Annotated in this window: 18 protein-coding genes; 10 read left to right on the top strand and 8 right to left on the bottom strand. The window is 62.1% G+C overall.

What is annotated here, in order from left to right; translation table 11 throughout:
• Window positions 1-4: 4 nt before the first annotated feature.
• Genes BQ7388_RS05770 through BQ7388_RS05795 form a run of 6 tightly spaced genes read left to right on the top strand, consistent with a single transcriptional unit; the run spans window position 5 to window position 11,218 of the window.
• Entirely contained in the window at window positions 5-3,238 is a 3,234-nt protein-coding gene (locus BQ7388_RS05770; protein ID WP_072499967.1) for a helicase-related protein, read from the top strand.
• Window positions 3,232-3,852 (top strand): DUF4391 domain-containing protein, encoded by a 621-nt coding sequence (locus BQ7388_RS05775; RefSeq protein WP_072499968.1) that lies wholly within the window; start codon window positions 3,232-3,234, stop codon window positions 3,850-3,852. The genes BQ7388_RS05770 and BQ7388_RS05775 overlap by 7 nt, the downstream gene beginning before the upstream one ends.
• Complete coding sequence (locus BQ7388_RS05780) at window positions 3,853-5,892, top strand: site-specific DNA-methyltransferase (protein WP_072499969.1); 2,040 nt, start codon at window positions 3,853-3,855, stop codon at window positions 5,890-5,892.
• A 10-nt stretch (window positions 5,893-5,902) separates the two neighbouring features.
• Window positions 5,903-9,085, top strand: coding sequence for a type III restriction-modification system endonuclease (locus tag BQ7388_RS05785; protein WP_072499970.1), 3,183 nt, complete (start codon window positions 5,903-5,905; stop codon window positions 9,083-9,085).
• Between the two features lie 9 nt (window positions 9,086-9,094).
• Complete coding sequence (locus BQ7388_RS05790) at window positions 9,095-10,228, top strand: hypothetical protein (RefSeq protein WP_129583166.1); 1,134 nt, start codon at window positions 9,095-9,097, stop codon at window positions 10,226-10,228.
• Window positions 10,229-10,288: 60 nt separating this feature from the next.
• Window positions 10,289-11,218 (top strand): DUF4268 domain-containing protein, encoded by a 930-nt coding sequence (locus tag BQ7388_RS05795; protein ID WP_072499972.1) that lies wholly within the window; start codon window positions 10,289-10,291, stop codon window positions 11,216-11,218.
• Window positions 11,219-11,221: 3 nt separating this feature from the next.
• Here BQ7388_RS05795 and BQ7388_RS05800 read toward each other — a convergent pair whose 3' ends face one another.
• Genes BQ7388_RS05800 through BQ7388_RS05810 form a run of 3 tightly spaced genes read right to left on the bottom strand, consistent with a single transcriptional unit; the run spans window position 11,222 to window position 12,928 of the window.
• The gene (locus BQ7388_RS05800) at window positions 11,222-11,647 is read right to left on the bottom strand and encodes a plasmid mobilization protein (RefSeq protein WP_072499973.1); all 426 of its coding nucleotides are present in this window, start codon (window positions 11,645-11,647) and stop codon (window positions 11,222-11,224) included.
• A gap of 5 nt (window positions 11,648-11,652) precedes the next feature.
• A complete protein-coding gene (locus BQ7388_RS05805; protein ID WP_072499974.1) occupies window positions 11,653-12,723 on the bottom strand; it encodes a site-specific integrase in 1,071 nt (356 codons plus the stop codon).
• 1 nt (window position 12,724) lies between these two features.
• Window positions 12,725-12,928: a hypothetical protein gene (locus BQ7388_RS05810; protein WP_072499975.1), complete on the bottom strand. Its 204-nt coding sequence runs from the start codon at window positions 12,926-12,928 to the stop codon at window positions 12,725-12,727.
• Between the two features lie 140 nt (window positions 12,929-13,068).
• Here BQ7388_RS05810 and BQ7388_RS05815 point away from each other — a divergent pair, with 140 nt between their 5' ends.
• A complete protein-coding gene (locus BQ7388_RS05815; protein ID WP_072499976.1) occupies window positions 13,069-13,482 on the top strand; it encodes a helix-turn-helix domain-containing protein in 414 nt (137 codons plus the stop codon).
• Between the two features lie 618 nt (window positions 13,483-14,100).
• Here BQ7388_RS05815 and guaA read toward each other — a convergent pair.
• Window positions 14,101-15,693 (bottom strand): glutamine-hydrolyzing GMP synthase, encoded by a 1,593-nt coding sequence (gene guaA / locus BQ7388_RS05820; protein WP_072499977.1) that lies wholly within the window; start codon window positions 15,691-15,693, stop codon window positions 14,101-14,103.
• A 243-nt stretch (window positions 15,694-15,936) separates the two neighbouring features.
• Here guaA and BQ7388_RS05825 point away from each other — a divergent pair, with 243 nt between their 5' ends.
• Both BQ7388_RS05825 and BQ7388_RS05830 read left to right on the top strand, forming a co-directional pair.
• Window positions 15,937-17,391 carry an LCP family protein gene (locus BQ7388_RS05825; RefSeq protein ID WP_234946876.1) on the top strand — a complete coding sequence of 485 codons (1,455 nt, stop codon included), beginning with the start codon at window positions 15,937-15,939 and terminating at the stop codon, window positions 17,389-17,391.
• A gap of 21 nt (window positions 17,392-17,412) precedes the next feature.
• Window positions 17,413-18,873, top strand: coding sequence for an LCP family protein (locus BQ7388_RS05830; RefSeq protein ID WP_072499979.1), 1,461 nt, complete (start codon window positions 17,413-17,415; stop codon window positions 18,871-18,873).
• 444 nt (window positions 18,874-19,317) lie between these two features.
• On the opposite strand, the gene ychF is transcribed toward BQ7388_RS05830, so the two are convergent.
• Both ychF and BQ7388_RS05840 read right to left on the bottom strand, forming a co-directional pair.
• Window positions 19,318-20,382, bottom strand: coding sequence for a redox-regulated ATPase YchF (gene ychF, locus BQ7388_RS05835; RefSeq protein WP_009278095.1), 1,065 nt, complete (start codon window positions 20,380-20,382; stop codon window positions 19,318-19,320).
• A gap of 56 nt (window positions 20,383-20,438) precedes the next feature.
• Entirely contained in the window at window positions 20,439-21,710 is a 1,272-nt protein-coding gene (locus BQ7388_RS05840; protein ID WP_072499980.1) for a 4Fe-4S binding protein, read from the bottom strand.
• A 191-nt stretch (window positions 21,711-21,901) separates the two neighbouring features.
• Here BQ7388_RS05840 and BQ7388_RS05845 point away from each other — a divergent pair, with 191 nt between their 5' ends.
• Window positions 21,902-23,005, top strand: a complete 1,104-nt coding sequence (locus BQ7388_RS05845) for a PfkB family carbohydrate kinase (protein ID WP_072499981.1) — start codon at window positions 21,902-21,904, stop codon at window positions 23,003-23,005.
• 176 nt (window positions 23,006-23,181) lie between these two features.
• On the opposite strand, the gene BQ7388_RS05850 is transcribed toward BQ7388_RS05845, so the two are convergent.
• Together BQ7388_RS05850 and BQ7388_RS05855 are read right to left on the bottom strand one after the other, a co-directional pair.
• The gene (locus BQ7388_RS05850) at window positions 23,182-24,225 is read right to left on the bottom strand and encodes a ribokinase (protein ID WP_083558285.1); all 1,044 of its coding nucleotides are present in this window, start codon (window positions 24,223-24,225) and stop codon (window positions 23,182-23,184) included.
• The gene (locus BQ7388_RS05855) at window positions 24,167-25,522 is read right to left on the bottom strand and encodes an 8-oxoguanine deaminase (RefSeq protein WP_072499983.1); all 1,356 of its coding nucleotides are present in this window, start codon (window positions 25,520-25,522) and stop codon (window positions 24,167-24,169) included. The genes BQ7388_RS05850 and BQ7388_RS05855 overlap by 59 nt, the downstream gene beginning before the upstream one ends.
• Between the last annotated feature and the right edge of the window lie 39 nt (window positions 25,523-25,561).

Consider the following 25,561-nt stretch of genomic DNA (forward strand, 5'->3'; position numbering starts at 1 on the left):
ACCCATGCAGCCAGACTTCTTCGACAACAGGGCGCGCATCGTCAAGGACGACCTTGTCGCCAATATAGCCGACGGCGATCGCGTGGCGATAGCCGCGTCGGTGTTCTCCATGTACGCCTATCAGGAACTCGCCACCCAGCTTGAAGGCATCGACGAGCTGCGCTTCATCTTCACATCGCAGGCGTTCACCAAGCAGCGCCCAGCGCGCGAGAAGCGCGAGTTCTACATCCCGCGCCTTTCCCGCGAGCAGGGCCTTTGCGGCACCGACTTCGAGATCAAGCTGCGCAACGAGCTCACGCAGAAGGCCGTCGCGACCGAGTGCGCCGACTGGATCCGCCGCAAGGCGCGCTTCCGCTCCTTCGAGGGCGAGGGGCGCATGAGCGGTTTCATGGATATCGATAAGACGGGCGACAACGTGGCCTACATGCCCTTCGACGGCTTCACCACGCGCAAGCTCGGATGCGACAACTCCACGGACGTCCCCGACGTGACCATGCGCCTGGACGCCTCCCAGTCGCGCGCCCTGCTCAAGCAGTTCGACGACGCCTGGGGCTCGGGCGAGCTCCACGACGTCACCGACGCCGTCATCGACGGCATCACGGCCATGTACCAGGAGAACGCGCCCGAGCTCATCTACTACATGGCGCTCTACCGCATATTCAGCGAGTTCCTGGACGACGTCTCCGAGGACGTGCTGCCCAACGAGGGGCTGGGCTTCCGCGAAAGCCTCATCTGGAACAAGCTCTACGACTTTCAGAAGGACGCGGCGCTCGCCATCATCAACAAGCTCGAGACCTACAACGGCTGCATCCTGGCCGATTCCGTTGGCCTGGGCAAGACGTTCACCGCGCTCGCCGTGATCAAGTACTACGAGAGCCGCAACAAGGACGTGCTCGTGCTGTGCCCCAAGAAGCTGCGCGACAACTGGATCACCTACAACTCGAACGTCGTGAACAACCCCATCGCAGGCGACCGCCTGCAGTACGACGTGCTCTACCACACCGACCTCTCGCGCACGCGCGGCACGTCGGAGACGGGCCTGCCGCTCGACCGCCTGAACTGGGGCGCGTACGGGCTTGTCGTCATCGACGAGAGCCACAACTTCCGAAACGGCGGCGACTCGGCGTCGGAAGACAGGATGAACCGCTACCAGCTGCTCATGGAGAAGGTCATCAAGCAGGGCGTGAAGACCAAGGTGCTGATGCTCTCCGCCACGCCCGTGAACAACCGCTTCCGTGACCTGCGCAACCAGCTCGCCCTGGCATACTGGGGCGACCCCACCGGCTGGTCTGAGAAGCTGCGCCTGGAGAACGACATCGAGACGGTGTTCCGCAACGCGCAGACCGTCTACGCCCGCTGGTCGAAGCTCCCCGCAGAACAGCGCACCACCAAGGCCCTCACCGATATGCTCGACTACGACTTCTTCGAGGTGCTCGACCAGGTGACCGTGGCGCGCAGCCGCAAGCACATCCAGCGCTACTACGACATGAGCGCCATCGGGCCCTTCCCGAAGCGCCTGCCGCCGATATCGAAGCGCCCCAAGCTCTCGACGCTGGCGAACGCGATCAACTACCGCGAGATATACGAGGAGCTGGACTCCCTCGTGCTCGCCGTGTACATGCCGAGCTCGTACGTTCACCCCAGCAAGATGGAGAAGTACGCGAAGATGGGCGGCGGAGGCAACCTCACGCTGGGCGGCCGCGAGACGGGCGTGCGCCGCCTCATGACGACGAACCTGCTCAAGCGCCTGGAGAGCTCGGTGTGCTCGTTCCGTCTGACGCTCGAGCGCGTGCTGGCGGCCATGAACGCCGCCCTCGGGACCATAGACGACTACCGCAGGGGCTTGGCGTCGGGCGTCAGCGTGGCCGACGGCGACCTGCCGGGCGGGTTCGACTTCGACTCCGACGACGAGAGCGGCTTCGAGGTGGGCGGCGCCACGAAGATCCTTGTCGAGGACATGGACTGGATGAGCTGGGAGCGCGACATCGAGGCGGACGTCGCCGTCATCGAGGTCCTGATCTCGATGGTGCGCGACATCGACCCCGCCTACGACGCCAAGCTCATAGAGCTGTGCGAGCAGATCCGCGAGAAGTCGCAAGGCCCCATCAACCCGGGCAACCGCAAGGTGCTCGTGTTCACCGCGTTCTCCGACACGGCGGACTACCTCTACGAGAACGTCTCGGCATTCGCGAAACGAGAGCTCGGCCTCGAGTGCGCCAAGGTTACGGGCGACGGCTGCGCCTGCACGATAACGGCCGTGCCCCCGCATATGCAGGAGGTGCTCGCCTGCTTCTCGCCCGCGTCGAAGGAGCGCGACGTGGTGGCGCCGCAGCTTACGGGCTGCGACGTGGACATCGTGGTCGCCACCGACTGCATCTCGGAGGGCCAGAACCTCCAGGACTGCGACTACCTGATTAACTACGACATCCACTGGAACCCCGTGCGCATCGTGCAGCGCTTCGGCCGCGTGGACCGCATCGGCTCGAAGAACGCCCGCATCCAGCTGGTGAACTACTGGCCCGACGTGGAGCTTGACGAGTACATCAAGCTCAAGGCGCGCGTCGAGGAGCGCATGCGCATCACCGTGATGACGTCCACCGGCGACGACGACTACATCAACGCCGACGAGACGGGAGACCTGGAGTATCGCCGCCAGCAGCTCGAGCAGATGCGCGACGAGGTCGTGGACCTGGAGGACGTCTCGGGCGGCGTGTCCATCACCGACCTGGGGCTCAACGAGTTCCGCATGGACTTGGTGGGCTACTACCGCGACAACCCCGACATCGACCGGCTTCCGAGCGGCATCAACGCCGTGGTGGAGGGCGACGAGCCCGGCGTCATCTTCGTGCTGCGCAACGTCAACAGCAAGATCGACCGCGATGGCGCAAACCACCTGCACCCGTTCTACGTGATTCGCATGGGGTCTGGCGGGTCCGTGGCTCATGGGCACCTGGATCCCAAGGCGGTGCTCGACGACATGCGCCTTTTGTGCCGCGGCAAGTCCGAGCCCGACATGGCACTCTGCCGCGCCTACAACCGCGAGACCAAGAACGGCCGCGACATGCGCCGCGAGGCGGGGCTCTTGCGCGACGCGGTGGCATCAATCGTGGACTCCAAGGAGGAGTCCGATGTCGACAGCTTCTTCGGTGACGGTACGACGGGCTTCCTGGAGAACGACATCGAGGGCCTCGACGACTTCGAGCTGGTGTGCTTTCTGGTGGTGAGGCCCAGATGCTAGGGCTTCCGAGCACGACTGAGGTGGGCCGCCGTATACCCAAGGAGGCCTTCTACGGCCACCTGAAGGTGAGCGCCACGCTACGCCAGTCCTTCATCGACGACGTCGAGTGCTTCGTGGTCGCGAACTCCATAAAGACCTCTACGACCGGCATACCGGACGGCGAGCGCGTGCACGAGGTGCTTGTGGTGCAAGTGGCGCTCAAGGCGCGTCGCATCCCCGAAGAGGTGCTGGTCCTTGTGGCTCAGGCGAACCCCCACAAGCTGCTGTTCGTCTGCACCCGTGACGGCGAGGCGTGCCTTGCGGTGATACTCAAGAGGCTCGTCGTGGGGCTCTGGCGTTCTTTTGATGACCTCGCACTCGATGTGAACGCGTGCAGCATCGACGCGGTGTGGGACTCACTTGCGTCGCAGGTGGCCTATGGGGACGATGGCAGCAGCGCCGAAACCGTGGAGGAGCGTTTCGAGGCGGATTCAAGGCTCAAGGCGCTTCGAGATGAGCTAGCGCGCGTAGAGGCGCGCGGGCGCAAGGAGCGGCAAGTTGCGCGCAAGAATGCGCTGTTCGATAAGGTAAAGGAACTCAAGTGGCAGATTGCCGCCATAGAGGAAGGTAAATAGATGGAAAAGATTGAGCTGGGCACGCCCGACGGCACCGTGGAGAACATCGAGCGCCTTGCCGAGCTGTTCCCGCAGGTTGTGACTGAGGTGCAGGACGAGAACAACGAGATTAAGCGTGCCGTCGATTTCGATGCGCTCCGTGATCTTCTGGGCGATGTCGCCGAGGAGGGACGAGAGCGCTATCAGTTCACGTGGCCGGGCAAGCGCGAGGCCAAGGCCGAGGCGCGCCGTCCAATCTTCAAGACCATGATTCCTGAGCCGGAGAAGTCGAAGGACTGGGATACCACCGAGAACCTCTATATCGAGGGCGACAACCTCGAAGCCCTCAAGATCCTGAAGGAAACCTACGCCGGCAAGGTGAAGCTCATTTACATTGACCCGCCGTACAATACGGGTCACGACTTCGTGTACGACGATGACTTTGCCAAGTCGCGTGGAGAATATGACGCCGAGAGCGGCGATTTCAATGAGGAGGGCGGCCGCCTGGTCGCCAACACCGAGAGCAACGGTCGCTTCCACAGCGACTGGTGCTCGATGATGTATCCGAGACTGCTTCTTGCGCGCGACCTGCTCGCGGCCGATGGCGCCATCTTTATCAGCATTAGTGATGCCGAATCACGCAATATGCGAAATCTATGCGACGAGGCATATGGGGCTGGCTGTTTTGTTGCCTGCGTGACTTGGCAGAATAATACTTCTCCGAGAAATGATGCCAAGGGCATTCCGTATGTTACCGACAGTGTTCTCATTTACTCAAAAAATCCAGGATGGCAACCACTGCATCTGCCTAGAACTGATGAAATGGATTCCCGTTATGAAAGCCCCGATGGAGACCCCCAGCCGTGGACATCAAGTCCTTATCATGCTCCCAGTGCAAAAACGCACAAAGGGATGGTATACGCTGTTCAGCATCCATTTAGTGGCGATTTGATTTATCCACCCGCTGGAAGACATTGGTCACATGAGCAATCTAAAGTTCTGGAATTGATGAATGAGTGGGCGCCATATCAGCTTAAGGCAATTGATGACGTTGAAGTGCGAGCTGACATCTGCGGCGTTGCAGCGGATGTGATGCCCGAGATACCGGCTGTCATACTCGCAGTACCAAAGCAACAAGCGGCTGAGATTGCAAGCGCTAGATTAAACGCTGGTAATTGGCCCGAGTTCTACTTCACTGGCAATGGACAAGGTGGACTCCGAATTAAAAAGCACCTTGATATGACCCGAGGCAAGGTCCCAACAACCCTATGGCTTGCAAGTGATGTGGGGACGAACACTGAGGCCACAAACGAGCTCAAGGCGCTTTTCGACGGCTCCGCTCCCTTCGACACGCCCAAGCCTGTGCGCCTCATGAGGCGCATCCTCGACATCGCCTCCTCTAAGGACTGCACCGTGCTCGATTTCTTCTCGGGCTCGGCTTCCATGGCTCAAGCCGTTATGGAGAAGAACGCTGAGGACGGCGGGAACCGCCGATTCGTGCTTGTGCAAATTCCCGAGAAGACCACAGGCCAGTTCTCCACGCTGACCGAAATCGGCGAGGAGCGCATCCGTCGCGCAGGTGCGAAAATCGCCGCAGGCATCGACAAGGAAAACGAGCAGCTCGAGCTCGGTGCCGAGCCTAAGTCCTATCCCGACCTTGGGTTCCGCGTGCTGCGCATCGACTCCTCCAATATGAAGGACTCCTATCTCAAGCCAGGCGAGACGACGCAGGCGGGCCTGTTCGACCAGATCGACAATGTGAAGGAGGGGCGCTCCGACCTGGATTTGCTCTTCGAGGTGCTGCCAAAGCTCGGCATTCCGTACTCCGCGAAGATTGAGGAGCGCATGCTTGCCGACAAGAAGGTCTTTTTCGTTGATGGCGACAAGTTGGCGGCCTGCTTCGATGCGAACGTTGGCTCCGACACCATCGAGGAAATGGCGAAGGCCAAGCCCTGGTACGCCGTCATCCGCGACTCGTCCATGGCTGGCGACGCCACGCACGCCAACTACGAGGAGCTGTTCCGCACCTACAGCCCCGACACCGTTCCCCAAGTGATCTAGGGGAGCCGACATGAAGTTCAAGTTCAAAGTACAGCAGTACCAAACCGACGCCGCGGATGCGGTGACCTCGGTCTTCGAGGGGCAGCCCAACCAGGGCGCCTCCGTCTACCTGCGCGACCTGGGCCGCAAAGCCAAGCGCGCGCAGGGCGAGATTGACTTCGGCGACGAGAGCACCGAGGGCTACGCCAATGCGCCCGTCGCGCTTTCGGGCGCCGACATACTGGCAAACGTGCGCGCGGTGCAGCGACGCAACCAGATCCCCGAGTCGGAGGAGCTCTTCTGCGGCATGGGAGCCTGCCAGCTGGACGTCGAGATGGAGACGGGCACCGGCAAGACCTACGTCTACACCAAGACGATGCTCGAACTCAACCGCCTGTATGGCTGGTGCAAGTTCATCGTGGTGGTGCCTTCGGTCGCCATCCGCGAGGGCGTTGCCAAGAGCTTGGAGAACACGCAGGAGCACTTCTTCTCCCAATATCACAAGAAGATCAGGTTCTTCATATACGACTCGGACAACCTGACCGAGCTGGATGCGTACTCCCAGTCGAGCGACGTCAACTGCATGGTCATCAACATGCAGGCGTTCAACGCTTCCATGAAGGAGGGTGCCAAGAACAAGGCGGCGCGCATCATCTTCGATGAGCGCGACGAGTTCGGCAGCCGCAGGCCCATCGACGTCATCGCTGCGAACCGCCCCATTGTCATCTGCGATGAGCCCCAGAAGATGGGAAAGAAGGGAGGCGCGACCCAGAAGGGCATCGCCCGCTTCAACCCGCTGTTCGTGCTGAGCTACTCGGCAACTCACAAGGAGAAGCACGACCTGGTGTATGCCTTGGACGCCCTGGACGCCTACAACCAGAAACTCGTCAAGCGCATCGAGGTGAAGGGCTTCGCTCTCAAGAACATGCGCGGCACCGACGGCTACCTGTACCTGCGTGATATCGTGGTCTCCAAAAACCGCGCACCGGAGGCCGTTCTCGAGTTCAAGTGCATGGGGTCTGGCGGCAAGGTGCGAAAGAAGACCGCGCGGTTCGGCGAGGGCGACAGCATCTACGACGCCAGCGGCTCGACGAAGCTAGAAGCGTACCGCGGCTACACCATAGCGAGCGGCAACGACGGCGTGGTTCCGCCACAGGACGGACGCCCAGGCTACGTGCGCTTTCTGGACAGCTCAATCGGGGACGACGGGCACATCTATATCGGCGAAGTCTACGGCGACTCAGCCGCCGACGACATGCAGCGCGTACAGATTCGCGAGACAATCCTGAGCCATCTGCAGAAGGAGGAGGCGCTGTTTCGTCGCGGAATCAAATGCTTGAGTCTTTTCTTCATCGATCAGGTGGCGAAGTACCGTGACCTCTCCGGCAACGGCGAAACAGTGGGCTACGGCAAGATCTTCGAGGAAGAGTACGAGGCCATCGTCTCCGACAGATTGAAGCACCCGACGCAGGACGACATCCTCGACCCCTCCTACGCGCAGTACCTCGGGCGATTCGAGGCGTACTCGGTGCACTCCGGCTACTTCTCTGTGGACAAGAAGGGCAACGCCGTCGAATCGAAGGCCGAGAAGAAAGCGGAGCGCGAGGACGGCATCGGCATCAACGACGACGACGCGAAGCGCGCCTACGACCTGATCCTTCGCGATAAGGAGCGCCTGCTTTCGTTCGATGAGCCCGTACGCTTCATCTTCAGCCACTCGGCGCTGCGCGAGGGCTGGGACAATCCGAACATCTTCCAGATCTGCACGCTCAAGGAGTCCGGCTCTGAGACAAGCAAGCGCCAGGAGGTCGGTCGCGGCATGCGACTGGCAGTCGACCAGGACGGCAACCGTCAGGATGCCATACTGCTGGGACCCGACGAGGTACACCGCGTGAACTTGCTCACCGTGATCGCGTCAGAGAGCTACGAGACGTTCGTGAAGGATTTGCAGACCGATATAAGCAAGAGCCTGCGCGAGCGCCCGAGGAAGGTGGAGATGAACCTGTTCAGCAGGCGCGACGTCGTGCTCGACGGCGAGACGGTCTCCTTCACCGAGGAGGAGTCGAAGCGCATTTACAAGGCTCTTTACAAGTGCGACCTCATCGACGACGACGACAAGCCGACCGCCGAGTTCCGCAAGGCTGTCGAGGACGGCACCTTCGTGGAGTACTTCGTCGTGAAGCTGCCCGAGGGCATCGCCGACGCCGCACACGCCAAGGCGGTCGAAGCGCTGGTGAGAAGCATCTACGACGCGCACGCGCTCGACGGCATGATCGGGCGCGCCCAGGAGAAGATCACCGAGAACACGCTGACCGATAACTTCGCCAAGCGCGAGTTCAAGGAGCTGTGGGCGCGCATCAACCGCAAGCACGCCTACACGGTGAGCTTCTCGGACGACGAGCTGAGGCGCAAGTCGATAGAGCGCATCAACAGTGACCTACGCGTGAGCAGGCTGCAGTACACCCTGACGGTCGGCGGGCAGAAGTCACAGGCAACGCGCGACGAGGTGCAGGGCGGCTCGTCGTTCGACCGCACGCAGACCGAGACCCGCGACGTCGATGCTGGCACCGCGTCCGTGAACGTAACCTACGACCTCGTGGGCGAGGTGGCGCAGGCCGCTGCCATTACGCGCAGGAGCGCCGCGGTGATTCTCGCCGGCATCGACCCCAACGTGTTCGAGCTCTACCGCGTGAACCCCGAGGAGTTCATCAAGAAGGCAGCTGCGCTCATCGTATCGGAGAAGGCGACGATGGTGGTGGAGCACATCAGCTACCACGAGATCGATGACGTCTACGACGAGGCTATCTTCACTGAGCGCATGCCTGACAACGCGAGCAAGGCATATGAGGCGAAGAAGAACATCCAGCGCTTCGTGTTCCCCGACTCGGATGGAGAGCGCAAGTTCGCCGAGGATATGGATGCCGCCGCGGAGGTGGCGGTCTACGCCAAATTGCCTCGAACGTTCCAGATTCCCACGCCGGTGGGCAACTACGCCCCAGACTGGGCCATCGCCTTCAAGGAAGGCAGCGTGCGCCATGTGTTCTTCGTCGCCGAGACTAAGGGCACCATGGACACGATGGAGCTCTCCGGCGTGGAAAACGCCAAGATCGCCTGCGCCAAGAAGCTCTTCAACGAGATGAGCACCAGCGACGTGCGCTACCACAACGTGGCAACGTACGAGGACCTGCTCGAGGTGATGGGCAGGATGAGCTAGGCAACGCTTATGGACCATAAGGAAAACCAGGAAAACGCAGAGCGTTCGATTTATGAGCAGTCTCTGAAAGCTGCGAGGGCAAAAGGCGGAGAAGCGAGACGGAATGTCGCCCGACTGTCGGGCGACATCCGCTCATTCGATAGACCCGATATTGTCATCACAGCCGAAAGCGGAAAAAGAATAGTCGGTATAGAGCACTTCCAAGTTGACCACCATATCGGGAGGGGCAAGAAGGTTGAATCTAAGTCCGCAAGGTTCTCTTCAGATGCAGAGCGGTTTCGAAGGCGACACGAGGATGCAGCTCGCAGGGGCGCCCTGACAGAAGAGGCTTACCGAGGGTTTGGCGATTTGATCAGCCAGGCGATACGGGAGCACTCGAACGCCTGCGTTGACGACATCAGCACTTCGCTCGACGCGGGACTGTTCGGCAAAGACGGTCGCGGGCATGCGTTCAAGCTCGACGTGTATCGCGAGAATATAGCGCAGATTGACGCCAATGCCGATATTCAGCTTGGATTCCTGATCGAGCTCCATACGGATTTGCATCAGTGGTTCCTTAATGATGGGTTTAAGGAGACCAGGGTATCTCCAGGTCAGTTCCCAATAAGTTGCGAAGCCTATGAGCTTCTCAAGAAAGCATCGGCTCACGTTGATTGGATCGTGCTTGCGTTTTGCCCGCTTTACGGCGACGAGGTAAGAGACACTGCGATTATCAGATGCTACAACGGCATGTTCGAAACGAGCGCCGCCCGACAAGGCATGATCCAGACACAATATTTAGGCCTTGGAATAGAAGCGCCTTTCGGCAAGCAGGATAGACAAGGAGAGGTTGAGTTCGGCGTCGGAAACGACGGTGTTGATTATCTGGTCGAAAACACTTCCGAGCAGATGGACGCCATCGAGTTGTTCATCAACGCGGTAAGCGGAGCCGCCGAAGCAATCAATCTGGCGCGGAAGGGAAAACCCTTTGCTGCGACGACGTCCGTTCAGCTTGCCTACGACATAGCAAAAGACTCCTTGAAGCACAGAAACGGGAATGTTGAGCCGCAGGATGTCCTTAAGGCGATTGGCGGAATGAATCCATCAGAGAAGAGCGCGCGGATGGAGAATTGGCGAAAGCGCTGGCTCGCCGATAGCGTATAGCTCAGCTTTCGATTGATGCGGACGAAGCGCTCTGCGCGCCAACGATTTGATAGGAATGCGATGAAATACAACCTCGATAAACTCAAGAAAGTAGAGCTGCGCGATGTATGGCCCCATGAGGCTCTCGATTTCACCAAGTGGCTCTCCGATGAGCCCAACCTTGCCATACTGAGCTCAGCAGTCGGCATCGAGCTCGAGCTCATAGAGACCGAGTCATCGGTGGGCTCGTTCAACGTTGACATCTATGCGCAGGAAGCCGGCACCGGACGCAAGGTGATCATCGAGAACCAGCTCGAGGACACCAATCACGACCACCTAGGCAAAGTAATCACTTACGCCGCCGGCAAGGGCGCCGAGGTCGTCGTGTGGGTAGTGGCACGCGCACGCGACGAGCACCGTCAGGCCATCGAGTGGCTCAACCAGCACACCGACAGCGATTTCGGGTTCTTCCTAGTGGAGATAGAGCTGTGGTCCATCGGAGACTCCTTGCCCGCCCCGCGTTTCAACGTAGTCGAGCAGCCTAACGAGTGGACGAAGGCAATCAAGCTCAGCGAGGGCCTCTCCGAGACCGAGCGCGTCAAGCTCTCGTACTGGACAAAGTACCGCGAGCAAGCACAGGCATCGCCCGAGTTCCTGAAGGTGTTCAACCCGCAGAAGCCCTCGAAAGACCATTGGACCACGTTGCGCTGCGGCACGTCTGCCTACCACATCGCGCTGCTTATAGACACGCAGCACGGCAGAATCGGCATCGAGTTCTACGCGCCCGACGACAAGGAAATCGGCCACAAGGCCATCGACAACACCAAGTTGTTTGAAGAGCGACTCGGTCTTACAGCTACGCCTTTTGACGCCAAGAAGGCATCGGGGCTTCGCTTCTACAAAGACGGCTGCAAGATCAAGAACAACGAGGCCGCCTGGCCGAGATTCATATCTGAGCAGCTCGAATGGGCTCTCGCCATGAAGAAGCTAATTGCCGAGCTGGGGCTTTAGGCGTTAATCGCGTCCCATATCGAAGATACTTGCGGTGTTGGAACCTGCATCCATAATGGACGTTGCCGGCTCCTCCAAAGGCACAGCTTGCTGCGATGCCTCAGCCGTCGGCGCGTCAACCCCCTCGCCGAGTGCCAGGAAGAACCCCACCACGAGCTCGACCCTCTGCTGCAGGGACTCACTCAGCTCGCCGTAGGAGGCTATCAGGCGCACTTCCTTGGCCAACTCCGCCATCGAGTCCTTCAACGCCTTCTGCACGCTCACAGAGGGCCTCACCTCAACCTGGGTATCGGTCAGCTTGGCGATGACGTAGTCCTGCCTGCTCATGCCGCTCCAGGCCGCCATCTCGCATATGAGCTTGTGCTCCTCGGGCGTGCAGCGGAACGCCATCGTCTTGCTGCGCTTGCGGGCGCTGTTATCGCACGGCATCCCTCTCACCCCCTCGCCCCGTCGAGCGCGGCGGCCATCTCGTCCTGCTTCGTGGGGAACAGGTGCGCGTAGCGGTAGGTGATGTCCACCGCCTCGTGGCCCATGCGCTCGGCGATGGCCAGCGCGGAGAAGCCCATCTCGATCAGCAGGCTCACATGGCTGTGGCGTATGTCGTGCACGCGGATGCGCTTCACGCCCGACGCCTTGCAGCCGCGCTCCATCTCGTGGGCCAGGAAGTGCTTGGTCACGGCGAACAGGCGCTCGTCGGGGGCGACGTCGTCGCGCATCTCGATGAAGTCCGCCATCTCGTCGCGCAGGAAGGCGGGCATGACGATCGTGCGCACCGACTTGGGCGTCTTGGGGTCGGTCACGGTGTTCACGCCGCGGAGGCTCTGGTACGACTTGTTGATGCGCAGCCGGGAGCTCTCCAGCATGAAGTCGGACGGCGTGAGCGCCAGAAGCTCGCCGCAGCGTATGCCCGTCCAGTACAGCAGCTCGAAGGCGTGGAACGACAGCGGCTTGTCCATGACTGCCTCGCTGAACCTCAGGTACTCGTCCTTGGTCCAGAATTGCATCTCGCCGCCCTTCTTCGAGCCCATCTTGTCGACCCTGCGCACAGGGTTGTCGGTGAGGCCGTAGTAGCGCTCGGCGTGGTTGAAGATGGCGTTCAGCTGGTTGTTCACCGTGCGCAGGTACGTCGGCGCCCAGGGCTTCCCGTCGGCGTCCCGGTGCTCGGTGAGCTCGTTCTGCCACCTGATGACGTCGATCGGCCTCACGTCGCACATGCGCATGTCCCCGAAGAACGGCACGAGCTTGTCGTTGATGATGTACTCCTTGGTGATCCACGCGTGCTCGCGTATGCGGGGCCTCACCTCCGAGGCGTACACCTCAACGAACTCGGAGAACGTCATGTCCATGGCCCCGCCGTTAAGGCTCTTGAACTGGCTCTCCCACACTGCGGCCTCCACCTCGGAGGAGAAGCCGCGCTTCGTCTTGTGGCGCTTCGAGCCGCGGGCGTCGCGGTAGTAGCACTGCACGTAGAACGTGCCGTTGCTGTCGTCCTTGTACACGGGCATGTCAGTCCACCTCCGGGAAGTACAGGGCGTCGAAGACGTCGCTTCGAGCGCGCCCGCGGATGACCACGCGCCCGCGCGCCTCCTGCTCGGCGTTTATCCTCCTGATCACCTCGTAGGCGCTGCCTTTCTTGATCCTCAGCAGCTCCGCGACCTCGTCGGCGTCCAGCATGTGCGGCCTCGGCGTCTTCGCCACCTTCTCGTCCATGGTTCCTCCCATCAATAGCGTACGGATACGTACGGTTTACAGATTCAGAGTAAACGTACATATCTGTACTGTCAATAGAATTGCGTACATTTGCGTACGCTGATAAGATGGGCGGGTACGTATTTCCAGGAGGAGGGCGCATGTCCGCAGGCGAGAACATAAGGCGTTACCGCAAGTTGCGGGGCATGACGCAGGCGCAGCTGGCCGAGGCCGTCGGCCTGACCGAGGGGGCCGTTCGCCACTACGAGAGCGGCATCCGCGCCGTGAAGCCCGAGCTGCTCGAGTCCATCGCCGATACGCTCGGCGTGTCCGTCAACGCCCTCAAGGATTACGGCGTCGAAACCGCAGGCGACCTCATGTCGCTGCTCGTGCGGCTCGAGGACTCCTTCGGCATCGTGCCCGCAGCCGACGGCACGGGTCTCTCCCTGAACCCCAAGGCGCCGCACGCGCCCAAAGCCGCGATGACGATCGAGCTGTGGGCAGAGAAGCGCGCGCAGCTCGAGAACGGCGAGATCGACGCCGACGAATACGAGGACTGGAAAGCCTCGCTGTAGCGGCTCTCCGCATTTCGCAACCAGCACAATCGAATCTGGATGGCAGAACAGGCGGTGATCGCCGCCTGTTCCTGTGTCTGCTGAGTTTTTACTCCCCATTGTGTGCGGGAGCATTTCCGGCGTGTCTAGGGAGTAAATAACGCGGTGGCTTACATGGCGGCACATGGCAGTACGCCGCGGCATTTCCCCTGATTACTCCCGTTTTCCTCGAGACGGTGAGATTCTTTACTCCCCATTAACGACCTGGGGAAACGCTGTGCAGAGACCGCCGGAAAGCCTATTGAGTTCGATTTGAGTTTCACGGGCCCCGAAACGGCCTATTTTCGCCCTCGGGGACAAAAACCGCGCGTCCACTCACTCGGGATAAATCCTTACTCCCGTTCCTCCGAATGCCGCCCCGTGCCTTGCCGTCTTGAAACACGGGGGAGTAAATGGCGAAATCGCAGGTGAAAGGGAGTAAAACGGCAAAGAAAAAGCCCCCGTCCCAGCACGGGAACGGAGGCTCAATTATCGTATTTACTCACCGCCGTCGCTGGCGGCTTTGCCATGACTCTCGTACGAAACGAAACTCAGCGGCACAGTGCGGTACTCAAAAGTGCAGGTCAGAACCCTATCGGCTTACTCCCACTCTATCGTAGCGGGCGGTTTGGGCGTCACGTCGTAGACGACCCGGTTCACGCCCGGCACCTCTCCCACGATGCGGCTGCTGATCTTGCCCAGCACCTCGTAGGGAAGCTTCGCCCAGTCTGCGGTCATGGCGTCGCTCGACTCCACGGCGCGCACGATGATCGGTCGCGCGTACGTGCGCTCGTCTCCCATGACGCCGACGCTCTTGATGTCGGGCAGCACGGCGAAGTACTGCCAGCAGCTGTGCTCGCTGTTCCTCTCGCCCGTCTCCTCGAAGAGCCGCGCGTTGTACGCGTCCAGCTCCTCGCGCACGATGGCGTCGGCGTCGCGCAGGATGTCGAGCTTCTCGGGCGTGACGTCACCGATGATGCGGATGGCCAAGCCGGGCCCGGGGAAGGGCTGCCTGTACACCATGCCCGCAGGCAGGCCCAGGCTCACGCCCAGCTCGCGCACCTCGTCCTTGAAGAAGTGGTCCAGGGGCTCGATGAGGTCGAAGTGCACGCCCTCGGGGAAGGAAATCAGGTTGTGGTGGCTCTTGATGGTCGACGCCTTGCCGCCCGTCTTGCGCGCGCCGCTCTCGATGATGTCGGGGTAGATGGTGCCCTGCGCCAGCATCTCCACCCCACCGATCTTCTGGGCCTCCTCGAAGAAGACCTTCCAGAACTCGGTGCCGATCAGGCGCCTCTTCTGCTCGGGCTCGGTGACGCCGGCCAGCATCCTGGCGTAGCGCTCCTCGGCGTGCACGTGCACCAGGGGCACGTTGAACTGCTCGCGGAACACCTGCTCCACCATCTCGGGCTCGCCCTTGCGCAGCAGGCCGTGGTTGACGAAGACGCAGGTGAGCTGGTCACCGATGGCGCGGTGCACGAGAGCCGCGACCACCGAGGAGTCGACGCCGCCAGAGAGCGCCAGGATCACCTTGCGCTCCCCCACCGCCTCGCGGATCTCGGTGACCTTCTGCTCGACGATGTTGTCCATCGTCCAGCTCTCCTCGAGCCCGCAGACGCCGAAGAGGAAGTTCCTCAGCATGTCCTGGCCGTGCTCGGTGTGGCGCACCTCGGGATGGAACTGCGTGGCATAGATGTTGCGCTCGGGGCACTCCATGGCGGCGATGGGGCAGGTCTCGGTGCTGGCGGTAACCACGAAGCCCTCGGGCACCTGGCTCACGGCGTCGCGGTGACTCATCCACACGGTCTGGCCGCCCTCGGGCGTGCCGTCCAGGATGCGCGCCTCACCCTTGCGCACGAGCGTCGCGGGACCATACTCGCCCTTCTCGGTGTGACCGACCCTGCCGCCCAGCTTGACGGCCATGATCTGCTGGCCGTAGCAAAAGCCCAGGATAGGGATGCCCAGCTCGAAGACGGCGGCGTCCATGTCAGGCGCGTCGTCCGCATACACGGAGGCGGGGCCACCGGACAGGATGATGGCGGAGGGTGCCATCTCCCTCAGCTCGTCGGCAGAGATGTCGCAGGGAACGATCTCTGAGTAGACGTGCAGGTCACGTACCCTGCGCGCGATCAGCTGGCCGTACTGGGCGCCAAAGTCGAAGACCGCGACGAACTGCCCTGGCCTGGTAGCCTTCATTGCTGCTCCTGTTCTGTGCGCAAGCTCTTGTCCGCGGCGCCGGAGACCCGAGCCCGACACCAACGCCACCTGTTTTTCCGGTTCATTGTAGACCAGCGCAAAGGCCGAGTCGGATGCCTGAGAGCGTTTGTGTGCTTCATGCGCGCGCAGGCCACTGCGACTATTATTAGGTGGTTATACATGGAGGAATTCATACCCGGATTCCCTGCCCCAAAGAGCACGGTTAACGGTAAAGGAGCCCCCTTGGCCAAGAGCAGGAGTTCGCAGCCAGAACAGCTCGGAGCCCAGGAGCTCTCGCGCGAGGGGTCTCTGGAGCACTACTCCCGGATGCGCCGCTCGCGTCGCCGCCATGCCGCCGTGCGCGTCGTGCTCGTGACCCTGCTCGTCGCCATGGTCGCGCTGGGAACCACTGCCTGGGCCTACGTCAGCAACATCAATGCCCAGCTCAACAAGGGCGTGAGCAAGACCCTCTCGTCCGTGCTCAGCGACCACGAGGCCGGCGACCCCTTCTACATGCTGCTCCTGGGCATCGACAAGGACGAGTCGCGTGCCGGAGGCTCCGAGTACGGCAGCTCCGACAACGCGTATCGCTCCGACTCCATCATGCTGGTGCGCATCGACCCCCAGAACAAGAAGGTCACGCTCGTCTCCATCCACCGAGACACCCAGGTCAAGCTCGGCTCCAACGGCACCCAGAAGATTAACGCCGCCTACTCCATCGGCGGGGCGGCCTACGCCACCCAGGTCATATCGGACTTCGCGGGCGTGCCCATCTCGCACTACGCCGAGGTCGACATGGACGGCCTCGCTGCGGTCGTGGACCAGGTGGGTGGCGTCACCGTCGATCTGCCCGTGGACGTGAAGGACCCCGACTACACCGGCCTCGACCTCAAGGCAGGCCAGAACACCCTGGACGGCAGGACCGCGGCCCTTCTCTGTCGCGCCCGCCACGCCTACGACGTCTACGGCGACGGGGACCGCTATCGTGCCGCCAACCAGCGCATCGTGATCAGCGCCGTGGTCCAGAAGGTGCTGGCGAGCAACCCCCTGACGCTCGCGTCCACGGTGTCGACCCTCGCCGGCTACGTCACCACCGACATGGACGTGTCGTCGATCGCCAGCCTCTCGACCCAGTTCCTTGGCATGGACGTCAACAGCGACATCATGAGCGGCATGGAACCCACGACGCCGGAGTACGTCAACGACACCTGGTACGAAATCTGCGACACTGCCGCCTGGAAGAAGATGATGGACCGCGTCAACAGGGGCCTCAGCCCCTACGAGGATGGCGACCAAGACCTGGCGAGCGACGCCTCGGCGCGGATCGGCGACAACAGCTCCAACGCAAGTTCGACCGCCGCGACCACCCAGGGTGGTTCGACAGGCGAGAGGAACGCCTCTACATCCTCCGACGTCGAGCCCAGCTACTCGGGCGACGTGCTCGTGCTCAACGGCACCCACACCGACGGCCTTGCGGGCAAGACTGCCGACAGGCTGGATGCAACGGGCTTCGACGCCAGCTCCGGCAACGCGGGCTCGCGCGCGCAGGCCACGACCATCACCTACGCGAAGGGCCACGAGGCCGAGGCGGCGGGGGTCGCCCAGACCCTCGGGCTCAAGGTCACATACAAGGAGAGCAACGACAGCCAGTACGACGGCTACGACGTCGTGGTCACCCTCGGGGCCGACTACGAGTAGACAGCGATGCGGAGCTAGCCCATGCAACATCTGAGGAACAGCGACCAGGAGCAGGCGCGAGGACGCGCCAGCAGGGGAAGGCGCTTCGCCGGCGGCCCCTCGGCAGACATCCTCTCCAGGCGCAACGCCCTGCCCTACTACGCCAAGAAGCGCGCCGCAGCCCGCAGGGGCAAGGTGCTGCGCGGCGTCCTCGCAAGTGTGGCCGTCCTGCTCGTGGCTGCCGCCGTCAGCGTCTGGGGCTACGTCATCAGCATCAACGGCAAGCTGGGCGCTGGCGTGACCAGCGAGCTTCGCTCCGTCCTCACCGAGACCAAGTACAACGAGCCCTTCTACATGCTGCTCCTGGGCGTCGACAAGGACGAGGAGCGCACCCAGGACTCGCAGTACGGGGCCGACAGCAGCAACTACCGCACCGACACGATCATCCTTGCCCGCGTGGACCCCCAGAACAAGAAGGTGACGCTGGTCTCCATTCCCCGCGACACCTACGTCGACCTGGGGGTCAACGGCAAGCAGAAGATCAACGCCGCCTACTCCTATGGCGGCGCGGCCTACGCGACGAAGGTCGTCTCCGAGTTCGCCGGAGTCTCGATCTCCCACTATGCCGAGGTGGACATGGACGGATTCGCGGCCATCGTCGACCAAGTGGGAGGCGTCACCGTCGACCTGCCCGTGGACGTCAAGGACCCCGACTACACCGGTCTCGATCTCCCCGCGGGCGAGAACACCCTGGACGGCCAGACGGCCGCCCTCCTGGGACGCACCCGCCACGCCTACGACAACTACGGGGGCGGCGACTTCTACCGCGCCGCCAACCAGCGCATGCTCATTGGCGCCGTCACCAAGAAGGTGCTCTCCAGCGACCCCATCACCATGGCCAACACGGTCTCGACCATGGCGGGATACGTCACCACCGACCTCGACGTCTCGTCCATCGCAGGCCTTGCCTCGCAGCTCATCGGCATGGACGTGGACGAGGACATCTACTCCGGACTCTGTCCCACGACCGCCAAGTACATGAACGACCTCTGGTACGAGATCTGCGACACTGCAGCATGGAAGGTGATGATGGACCGCGTCGACCAGGGTCTTCCACCCTACAGCGACGCCTCGCAGGACACCACCGCAGGCGTGGCGGGGTCGGTTGGCAAGAGCTCGGGCGGCGACTCCGGCACCGCCTCGAGCGCAAGCGAGGAGCCCGTCTACTCCGGGAACGTGAGCGTGCTCAACGCGAGCGGCAAGAACGGCGCTGCGGGCAACGCCGCCAACAAGCTCGTAGGCGCGGGCTTCTCGGCCATGGCGGGCAACGCGGACTCCAACTCGGACACCACGCGCGTCATCTACAACGCCTCGTCGTCGGCAAAGGCCCGTGGCGCGGCAAGGACGCTGGGCTTGGACGACTCCATCATCGAGGAGAACGACGGCAGCTGGAACAGCAGCGTCGACGTGGTCGTGGTGCTGGGAAACGACTACAAGTCCTAGTGCCGCGGTCAGGAGGACTGGTGCCCCCCAGGGATGGCGGTTCTCTTACCCGCTGTGACACGGGGAGTCTCTTGGTCTCCGCAGCAAGCTAGGACGAGCCGGGGGTTAGCCGGCTGGGGTCAGCTGCGGAGTTTTTCTCTTTCAGGATCCGCGACCGATCCAGTCGCGGACCCTCTCCACCGCCCAAGCGTCGAGTGCGCAGTCTGAAGGCTTCAAATTGCGCACTCGGCTTCCGGCCACCTGGCCCTTCGTGGCGAGAGGGGCGGTCTTCGTTGTCGAGTGCGCAATTCCGGCCTTTAAGCTTGCGCACTCGCGAAGTAGCAAGGCTTAAGCTTGCGCACTCGCGAAGTAGCAAGGCTTAAGCTTGCGCACTCGACGAGCAAACTTGCAGGGCGAGGGGGGCTGTGAGGGTCGCACGGCCCACAGGCTCAGCAACCCAGCTCGCTACACGTTGAACATGAACTCCATCACGTCGCCATCCTGGACGACGTAGTCCTTGCCCTCCATGCGCAGGCGGCCAGCCTCACGCGCGCCGGCCTCGCCACCCAGCTCGACGTAGTCCTCGTAGCTGATGGTCTTGGCCTTGATGAAGCCGCGCTCGAAGTCGGAGTGGATCACGCCGGCGGCCTCGGGTGCCTTGGCACCGATGTGGACCGTCCAGGCCTTGACCTCCTTCTCGCCCGCCGTGAAGTAGCTCTGCAGTCCTAGCAGGTGGTAGGCGGCCTGTGCCAGGGTCTCGAGCCCGCTGTGCTCCAAGCCCAGGGACTCGAGGTACTCGGCCGCCTCTTCGGCGTCGAGCTCGGCGAGCTCCGCCTCGACCTCAGCGCAGATGGGAATGGGCGTCTGGCCGTTGATGGGAGCGGGCACCTCGGAGACCTTGTCCTCGTCGACGTTGGCCACATAGAGCATGGGCTTCATGGTGAGGAGGAAGAGGTCGTGGGCCGCCGCGCGCTCGTCGTCGCTCATGTCGAGCTCGGCCGCACGCTTGCCCTCGTTGAGCCAGTCTTGGAGCCTCTTGGCGATGGCCAGGTTGGGGGCCTTCTCCTTGTCGCGCTTGGCCTCCTTCTCGAGCTTGGGGATGGCGCGCTCGAGCGTGCCGAGGTCCGCCAGGACGAGCTCGGTCTGGATGGTGTCGGCGTCGGAGCCAGGGTCGACGCGCCCGTCCACATGCACCACGTCGGGGTCGGAGAAGTAGCGCACGACCTCGCAGATGGCGTCGGTGTTACGAATGTTGGACAGGAACTGGTTGCCCAGCCCCTCTCCCTCGTTTGCGCCCTTCACCAGGCCGGCAATGTCCACGAACTCGACCGTCGCCGGAACGATGCGTGCGGGATGCACGATGTCTGCCAGCCTCTGCAAGCGTGCGTCCGGCACGTCCACGATGCCCACGTTGGGGTCGATCGTCGCGAAGGGGTAGTTGGCCGCGAGACCGCCCTTGCGCGTGAGCGCGGTGAACAGGGTCGACTTGCCCACGTTGGGAAGGCCCACGATGCCGATGGAAAGTGCCACGTCCTCAACTCCTATTCCATGCGAGGGACGCCCGCGTCCCTCGCCCTTGCTGGTCTCTAGTCGTCCGCCAGGCGCTCGAGGATGTCGAGACCGCGCTTGAGCTGCCTCTTGCCCTCCTCTTTGGCCTTCTGGACCTGTTCCCGCTGCTTGGCCGCCGCCCTGGCACGGCGCTCCGCCTCCTCGTCGCGCACCACGAGCTGTTGCGGGTCGCCCGCCACCATGGTCAGGGCCCCCTCGGGGCACACCTTCGCGCAGGCCCCACAGTTGAGGCAATAGGCTGCCTCGACGGAGAAGCGCCCTCCCGCGTCGAGGTCGCAGGCATGCACGGGACAGGCCTTGACGCAGTCCCCGCACATGGTGCAACGGCTTGGATCGCAGCTGGGGACGTCCAGGACGATGGGCCGCGCGAGGCGGGGCCGGCCCTGGAGGGTGGTGAGCAGGGTCTTGCGCTTCTGCGTGAGCACGCGACGTCGGTTGGCCGTGGTCTTGTCGCCCACCATGCGCTCGAGCTCGCGCTGCATGCTGGTGATCTTGCGCGAGTGGTCTTGGATGCGCTGGGCCACCGCCTTGGCACCCAGGAGCGAGGGGTTGCCGGCAAGGAGGGCCGTCTGGCCCGCCTGGACCATGCTGTTCACGAACTGGCCGCGCTTGTAGGCGCGCGTCTGCTCGTGGGTCATTTGTCCCTCGTCGACCTCAAGGCCCACCGAGCCGCCGCTCCACTCCTCGGCCTGCCCGATCTGGTCAACATACGCCGCTTCGCCCGTGGTGGTGCGGCAGCGGTCGCAGATGCCCAGGGGCAGGTAGACGCTCACGTTGTCGAACTCGCTCAGGAGGGCGTGCCAGACCTCGGTAGGCATGGCGCCCACGCAGGGCAGCACCACCTCGTTGTCCTTGGGCAGGCGACCGATGGCGCGGGTGCAGGTCACGTAGCATTGTTCGTAGGCGCTGGCCACGCGGACGATCTTGTCATAGAGCTGCTTGGCCATGATCCTCTGGACCAGGAATGCCTCGGTGGGGCAGGCCATGGTGCAGAGCCCGCATTTGCGGCAGCTGTCCAGCACCTTTATGGCAGCGCCCTTGATCTGGATGGCATCCACGGGACACACGTCCAGGCAGCGGCTGCAGACGTCATCCCTGCCGGACGAGACGCGCAGGCAGAAGATCGAGTTGACGCGCGGCCGCTCCTTGAACTCGGAGGGGTCGAACTGCCTCACCTTGGACGGGTCGGCAGCAAGGGTGTCGGCGATGCCACCCAGGGGGTTCGAGACGCTTGCCCAGTCCTGCTGTATGTCGATGAGGTCATCGAGCAGGTCACGCTTCTCGGCCACGTCTAACCTCCCCCTCTAGCTGCGGCGTCCGCCTTTTGCAGTCTGGCATTTTACCACGGCAGAGAGGAGCGCGGCCCTCCCAGCGGAGGCGGCGAGCCAGGCACGGACGGCACGCAACCCGAGGCCAGCGGCTCCTCTCGCCCGTGACCACGTTGAGCCGATAAACTGTTGCTTAGTGGATTGGAGCCGCCATGATCACCGACAGGGAACGACAGATCCTGGGATGGATACGAGAGAACCCCTCCATCACCCAGAAGGAGCTTGCCGAGAAGGCGCGCATCTCGCGCTCGTCGGTGGCCGTGCACGTGTCGAACCTCACACGCAAGGGCGCTATCCTTGGCAGGCGCTACATACTGCAGGAGAGTCCCTACATCGCTGTGGTGGGAGCCGCGTGCATCGACGTCATCGGCTGGCCCGAGCGCGATGCCGATGGCACGGAGCAGCTCGAAGGCACGGTGCGCAGTGTCGCCAGCGGATCGGCACGCAGCGTGGCACAGTTCCTGGCCCACCTGGACCGCCAGGTGAGGCTCGTGTCCGTCTTTGGCGATGACGCAAACGCCGAGCGACTCATGGATGGCTGCCGACGCGACGGGGTGGACATCAGCGACTCCCTCGTGTCGCGCGGACTCGAGACCGCATCCAACGTCTACATGACCCGTCCCAACGGAACCCGCCGACTCGTCTTGAGGGACGCCAAGGCCTTCGAGCTCCTGACGGCAGACTACCTGGCTGCGCACCTGGACGTGATTGACCGAGCGGCCGTCTGCATCGTGGACTCCAGCGTCCCGCCCGAGTCGCGCTCCTTCCTCTGGCAGAACGTGCATGCGCCACTCTTCTTCGCGCCCTCCGCCACCGACAGGCGCCAGCCCCTGGAGGACGACCTACAGCGACCCGAGCTCGTCAAGTTGGACGTCAGGCTGCTGGGGGAGGTGCTGGACCGCGAGCTGCGCGACAGGGCATCGATTCGCACGGCGGCGGACGAGCTTCTCTCGCGCGGCCCACTCGCGCTGTTCATCCCTTTAGACGAGGGCGGAATGTACTGCGCCAGTCAGTCCGAGCGCGCCTTCCTGCCCTGGGCTGGTGGCCCCATCCCCCAGTCCAACGAGTTTTCGGACGCAATGACCGCAGGCATCGCCTGGGGTTGGGTGCAGGACCTGGGCGTGCGCCGCAGCGCACAAGCAGGCCTGGTGGCGGCATCGGCCTGCGCCAACGCCCGCGGAGCCACGCGCGTCTCGCTCAACGACCACAGCATGAGGATGCGCCTGGGCATGTCCGTGCGGGAGCCAGGGGAGTAGACACCACCACGGAACGCCAACGGGTTACGTGCCCGAATGGGGCCAATTGCAGGTAACAACGCAGCTGGTGCATCATGAGAGCTCTTCAATCACCGTGACTAGAAAGTCATGGGGATGGGCTGGAGACGGCATGGTCAACGCATGCGTTCAGGTCTATGCGTGACTCATCCTTCGTCCTACGCTCGAAAACCCTGTATTTCGACAGCGAGCTCGTCGTTGTGAGAACTGACAAATCTCTTGACCTCGTCAAAGCTGGGAATCGAAGTGGAGGCACCTTCACGCGTAACGCTGATGGCACTCGCCCCAGTCGCAAAGCGCAGGCAGTCCCCAAGCTCCCAGCCAAGGTCAATACCCCGCAGGAAGTAGCCTATGAAGGTGTCACCTGCCGCAGTCGTATCCCTCGCTGCAACGTGACAGGAGCCCACGGTGTAGCTCGTCCCGTTTGCAAGCACAACGGCACCTCGCTCCCCAAGGGTCAGCAGCACCTTGAGACTGGGATAGCGACGTGAAAGCGCGGGAAGAATGTCCTCATCTCGCTCGCACTGAGCCACCTGACGTCCTTCGATCTCGTTAATGATCAGCCAGCCAAGATGGCTGAGTTCGCAGCCGAGCACATCGTCGTTCATTGGTGCAGCATTGAGCGCGACGGGTAGTCCTCGGTGATACGCCGCGTCAACAATGTAGGCAAGGAGGTTGACTTCGTTCTGGAGCAGGACCATCCCCTCGCCAAAGGCATCGAGAATTCCATCTATCGTCTTCTCGTTCAACATGCGATTCGTACCGCCAAAGAGAAGAATGCGATTCTGCCCAGAGGGGTCGACCTCGATGATGGCGTGACCGGACTGCCCATCGATTCGTCTCAGGAGTTCGGTATGCACACCAGCCGCAACGAGAGCGTCCACGAGAGCCTGACCGTCATTTCCCACGAGACCGGCGTGCCAGAGCTGCGCTCCGGCACGCGCCGCCGCAATTGACTGGTTGAGCCCCTTGCCCCCACAACAGACAGCCATGGAGCTTGCCATGAGTGTCTCACCTGGCTGTACGAAATGGTCGACTTCGTATGTTTTGTCAATGTTGAGCGACCCGATATTTAGGATACGCATCGCATCTGCCTCTTTCGGTGGGTGTTCTGGATGTAACCAAGTACAGGGAACGAACCGCCTATCCCTCAAGGTAGGACATCGCTTTTTTATTTGCCTCATCCGCCAGCGCACGCTCATCGACGCGAGTCAGACGTCCGTCGCGCACGGTCACCTCTCCGTTGACCACAGTGAGGTCAACGGCGCCCTTGAGTCCCACCGTCCCCAGGACAGCCGAGGGGTCAACGCATGCCCCCACGAGCTCGAGCCTGCGACTATCCACAAGAAAGAAATCGGCACACTTGCCAGGTTCGAGCGATCCTATTTCATCCGCACGACCCAGAACGAGCGCGCCACCCATGGTGGCAACCTTGAGCATCTGATATGCACTGGGGGCGACGTCGCTCGAGTTCAGTCGGTGTAGGAGGAAGGCGACGCGCAGTTCCTCGAGCAGATTCGATCCATCATTCGAGGCAGAGCCGTCCACCCCCAGTCCAACAGGAATACCCATCTCGAGCATCTCTGGGATACGAGCGACGCCAGATGAGAGCTTCATATTAGAAATGGGGCAATGGCATATACCCGTTCCGGTACGAGCCAAAAGCGGCAGTTCATCGGCATTGAAGTGAATGCCATGCGCGTACCACACGTCCGGACCTATCCAACCAAGCTCCTCCATGTAGGCCAAAGGACGGATGCCCCTTGATTCCAGCATGTAAGTCTCTTCGTCCTTGGTTTCGCAGAGGTGGGTGTGCAGGCGCACGCCATACTCACGAGCCAGAATGGCACTCTGGCGCAAGAGCTCTGCCGACACCGAGAATGGTGAGCAGGGCGCCAGGGCAACGCGATGCATAGACTGAAAGGATGCGTCATGGTAGCGCTGGATGCACTCGACGCTGTCAGCAAGGATCTGGTCGACATCTTGTACCACGGAATCTGGCGGCAGGCCACCATCCTTCTTAGAGAGGTCCATACTCCCACGCGAGAGATGCATACGCGCACCCACACGTTCGGCAGCTTGGACCTGCGCTCCCATGAGGTCGCCTGCGCCGGCAGGAAAGACGTAGTTGTGGTCAAAGACCGTGGTGCAGCCGTTCTTCATGAGCTCGCCCAAGCCAACCATGGTCGAGAGGCCAATTACGTCCGCGTCGACGTTCTTCCAAATCTCGTACAAGGTACGCAGCCAGTCGAAAAGCTCCATGTTCTGTACCTGGGGAAGGTTTCGCGAGAAGATTTGGTACAGGTGATGGTGGGCATTTACCAGCCCGGGATAGCAAAGCATATCCGTGCCATCAATAACCTCGTCCGCTTCGGGTTCAGCGGGACCAATCGAACGAATGAGGCCATCTTCGCAATAGAGGTTAACTTGCTCGTATACGCTATCCCGAGCGTCGCAGGACACGAGAGTTTCTATGTTACGTACCAGAAGGCGACTCACGACTTCTCCCCTCAGGGCATGCCAAATCGTCGGTCCAAC

This window comes from Olsenella phocaeensis (assembly GCF_900120385.1).
GTDB classification, from domain to species: Bacteria; Actinomycetota; Coriobacteriia; order Coriobacteriales; family Atopobiaceae; genus Olsenella_I; species Olsenella_I phocaeensis.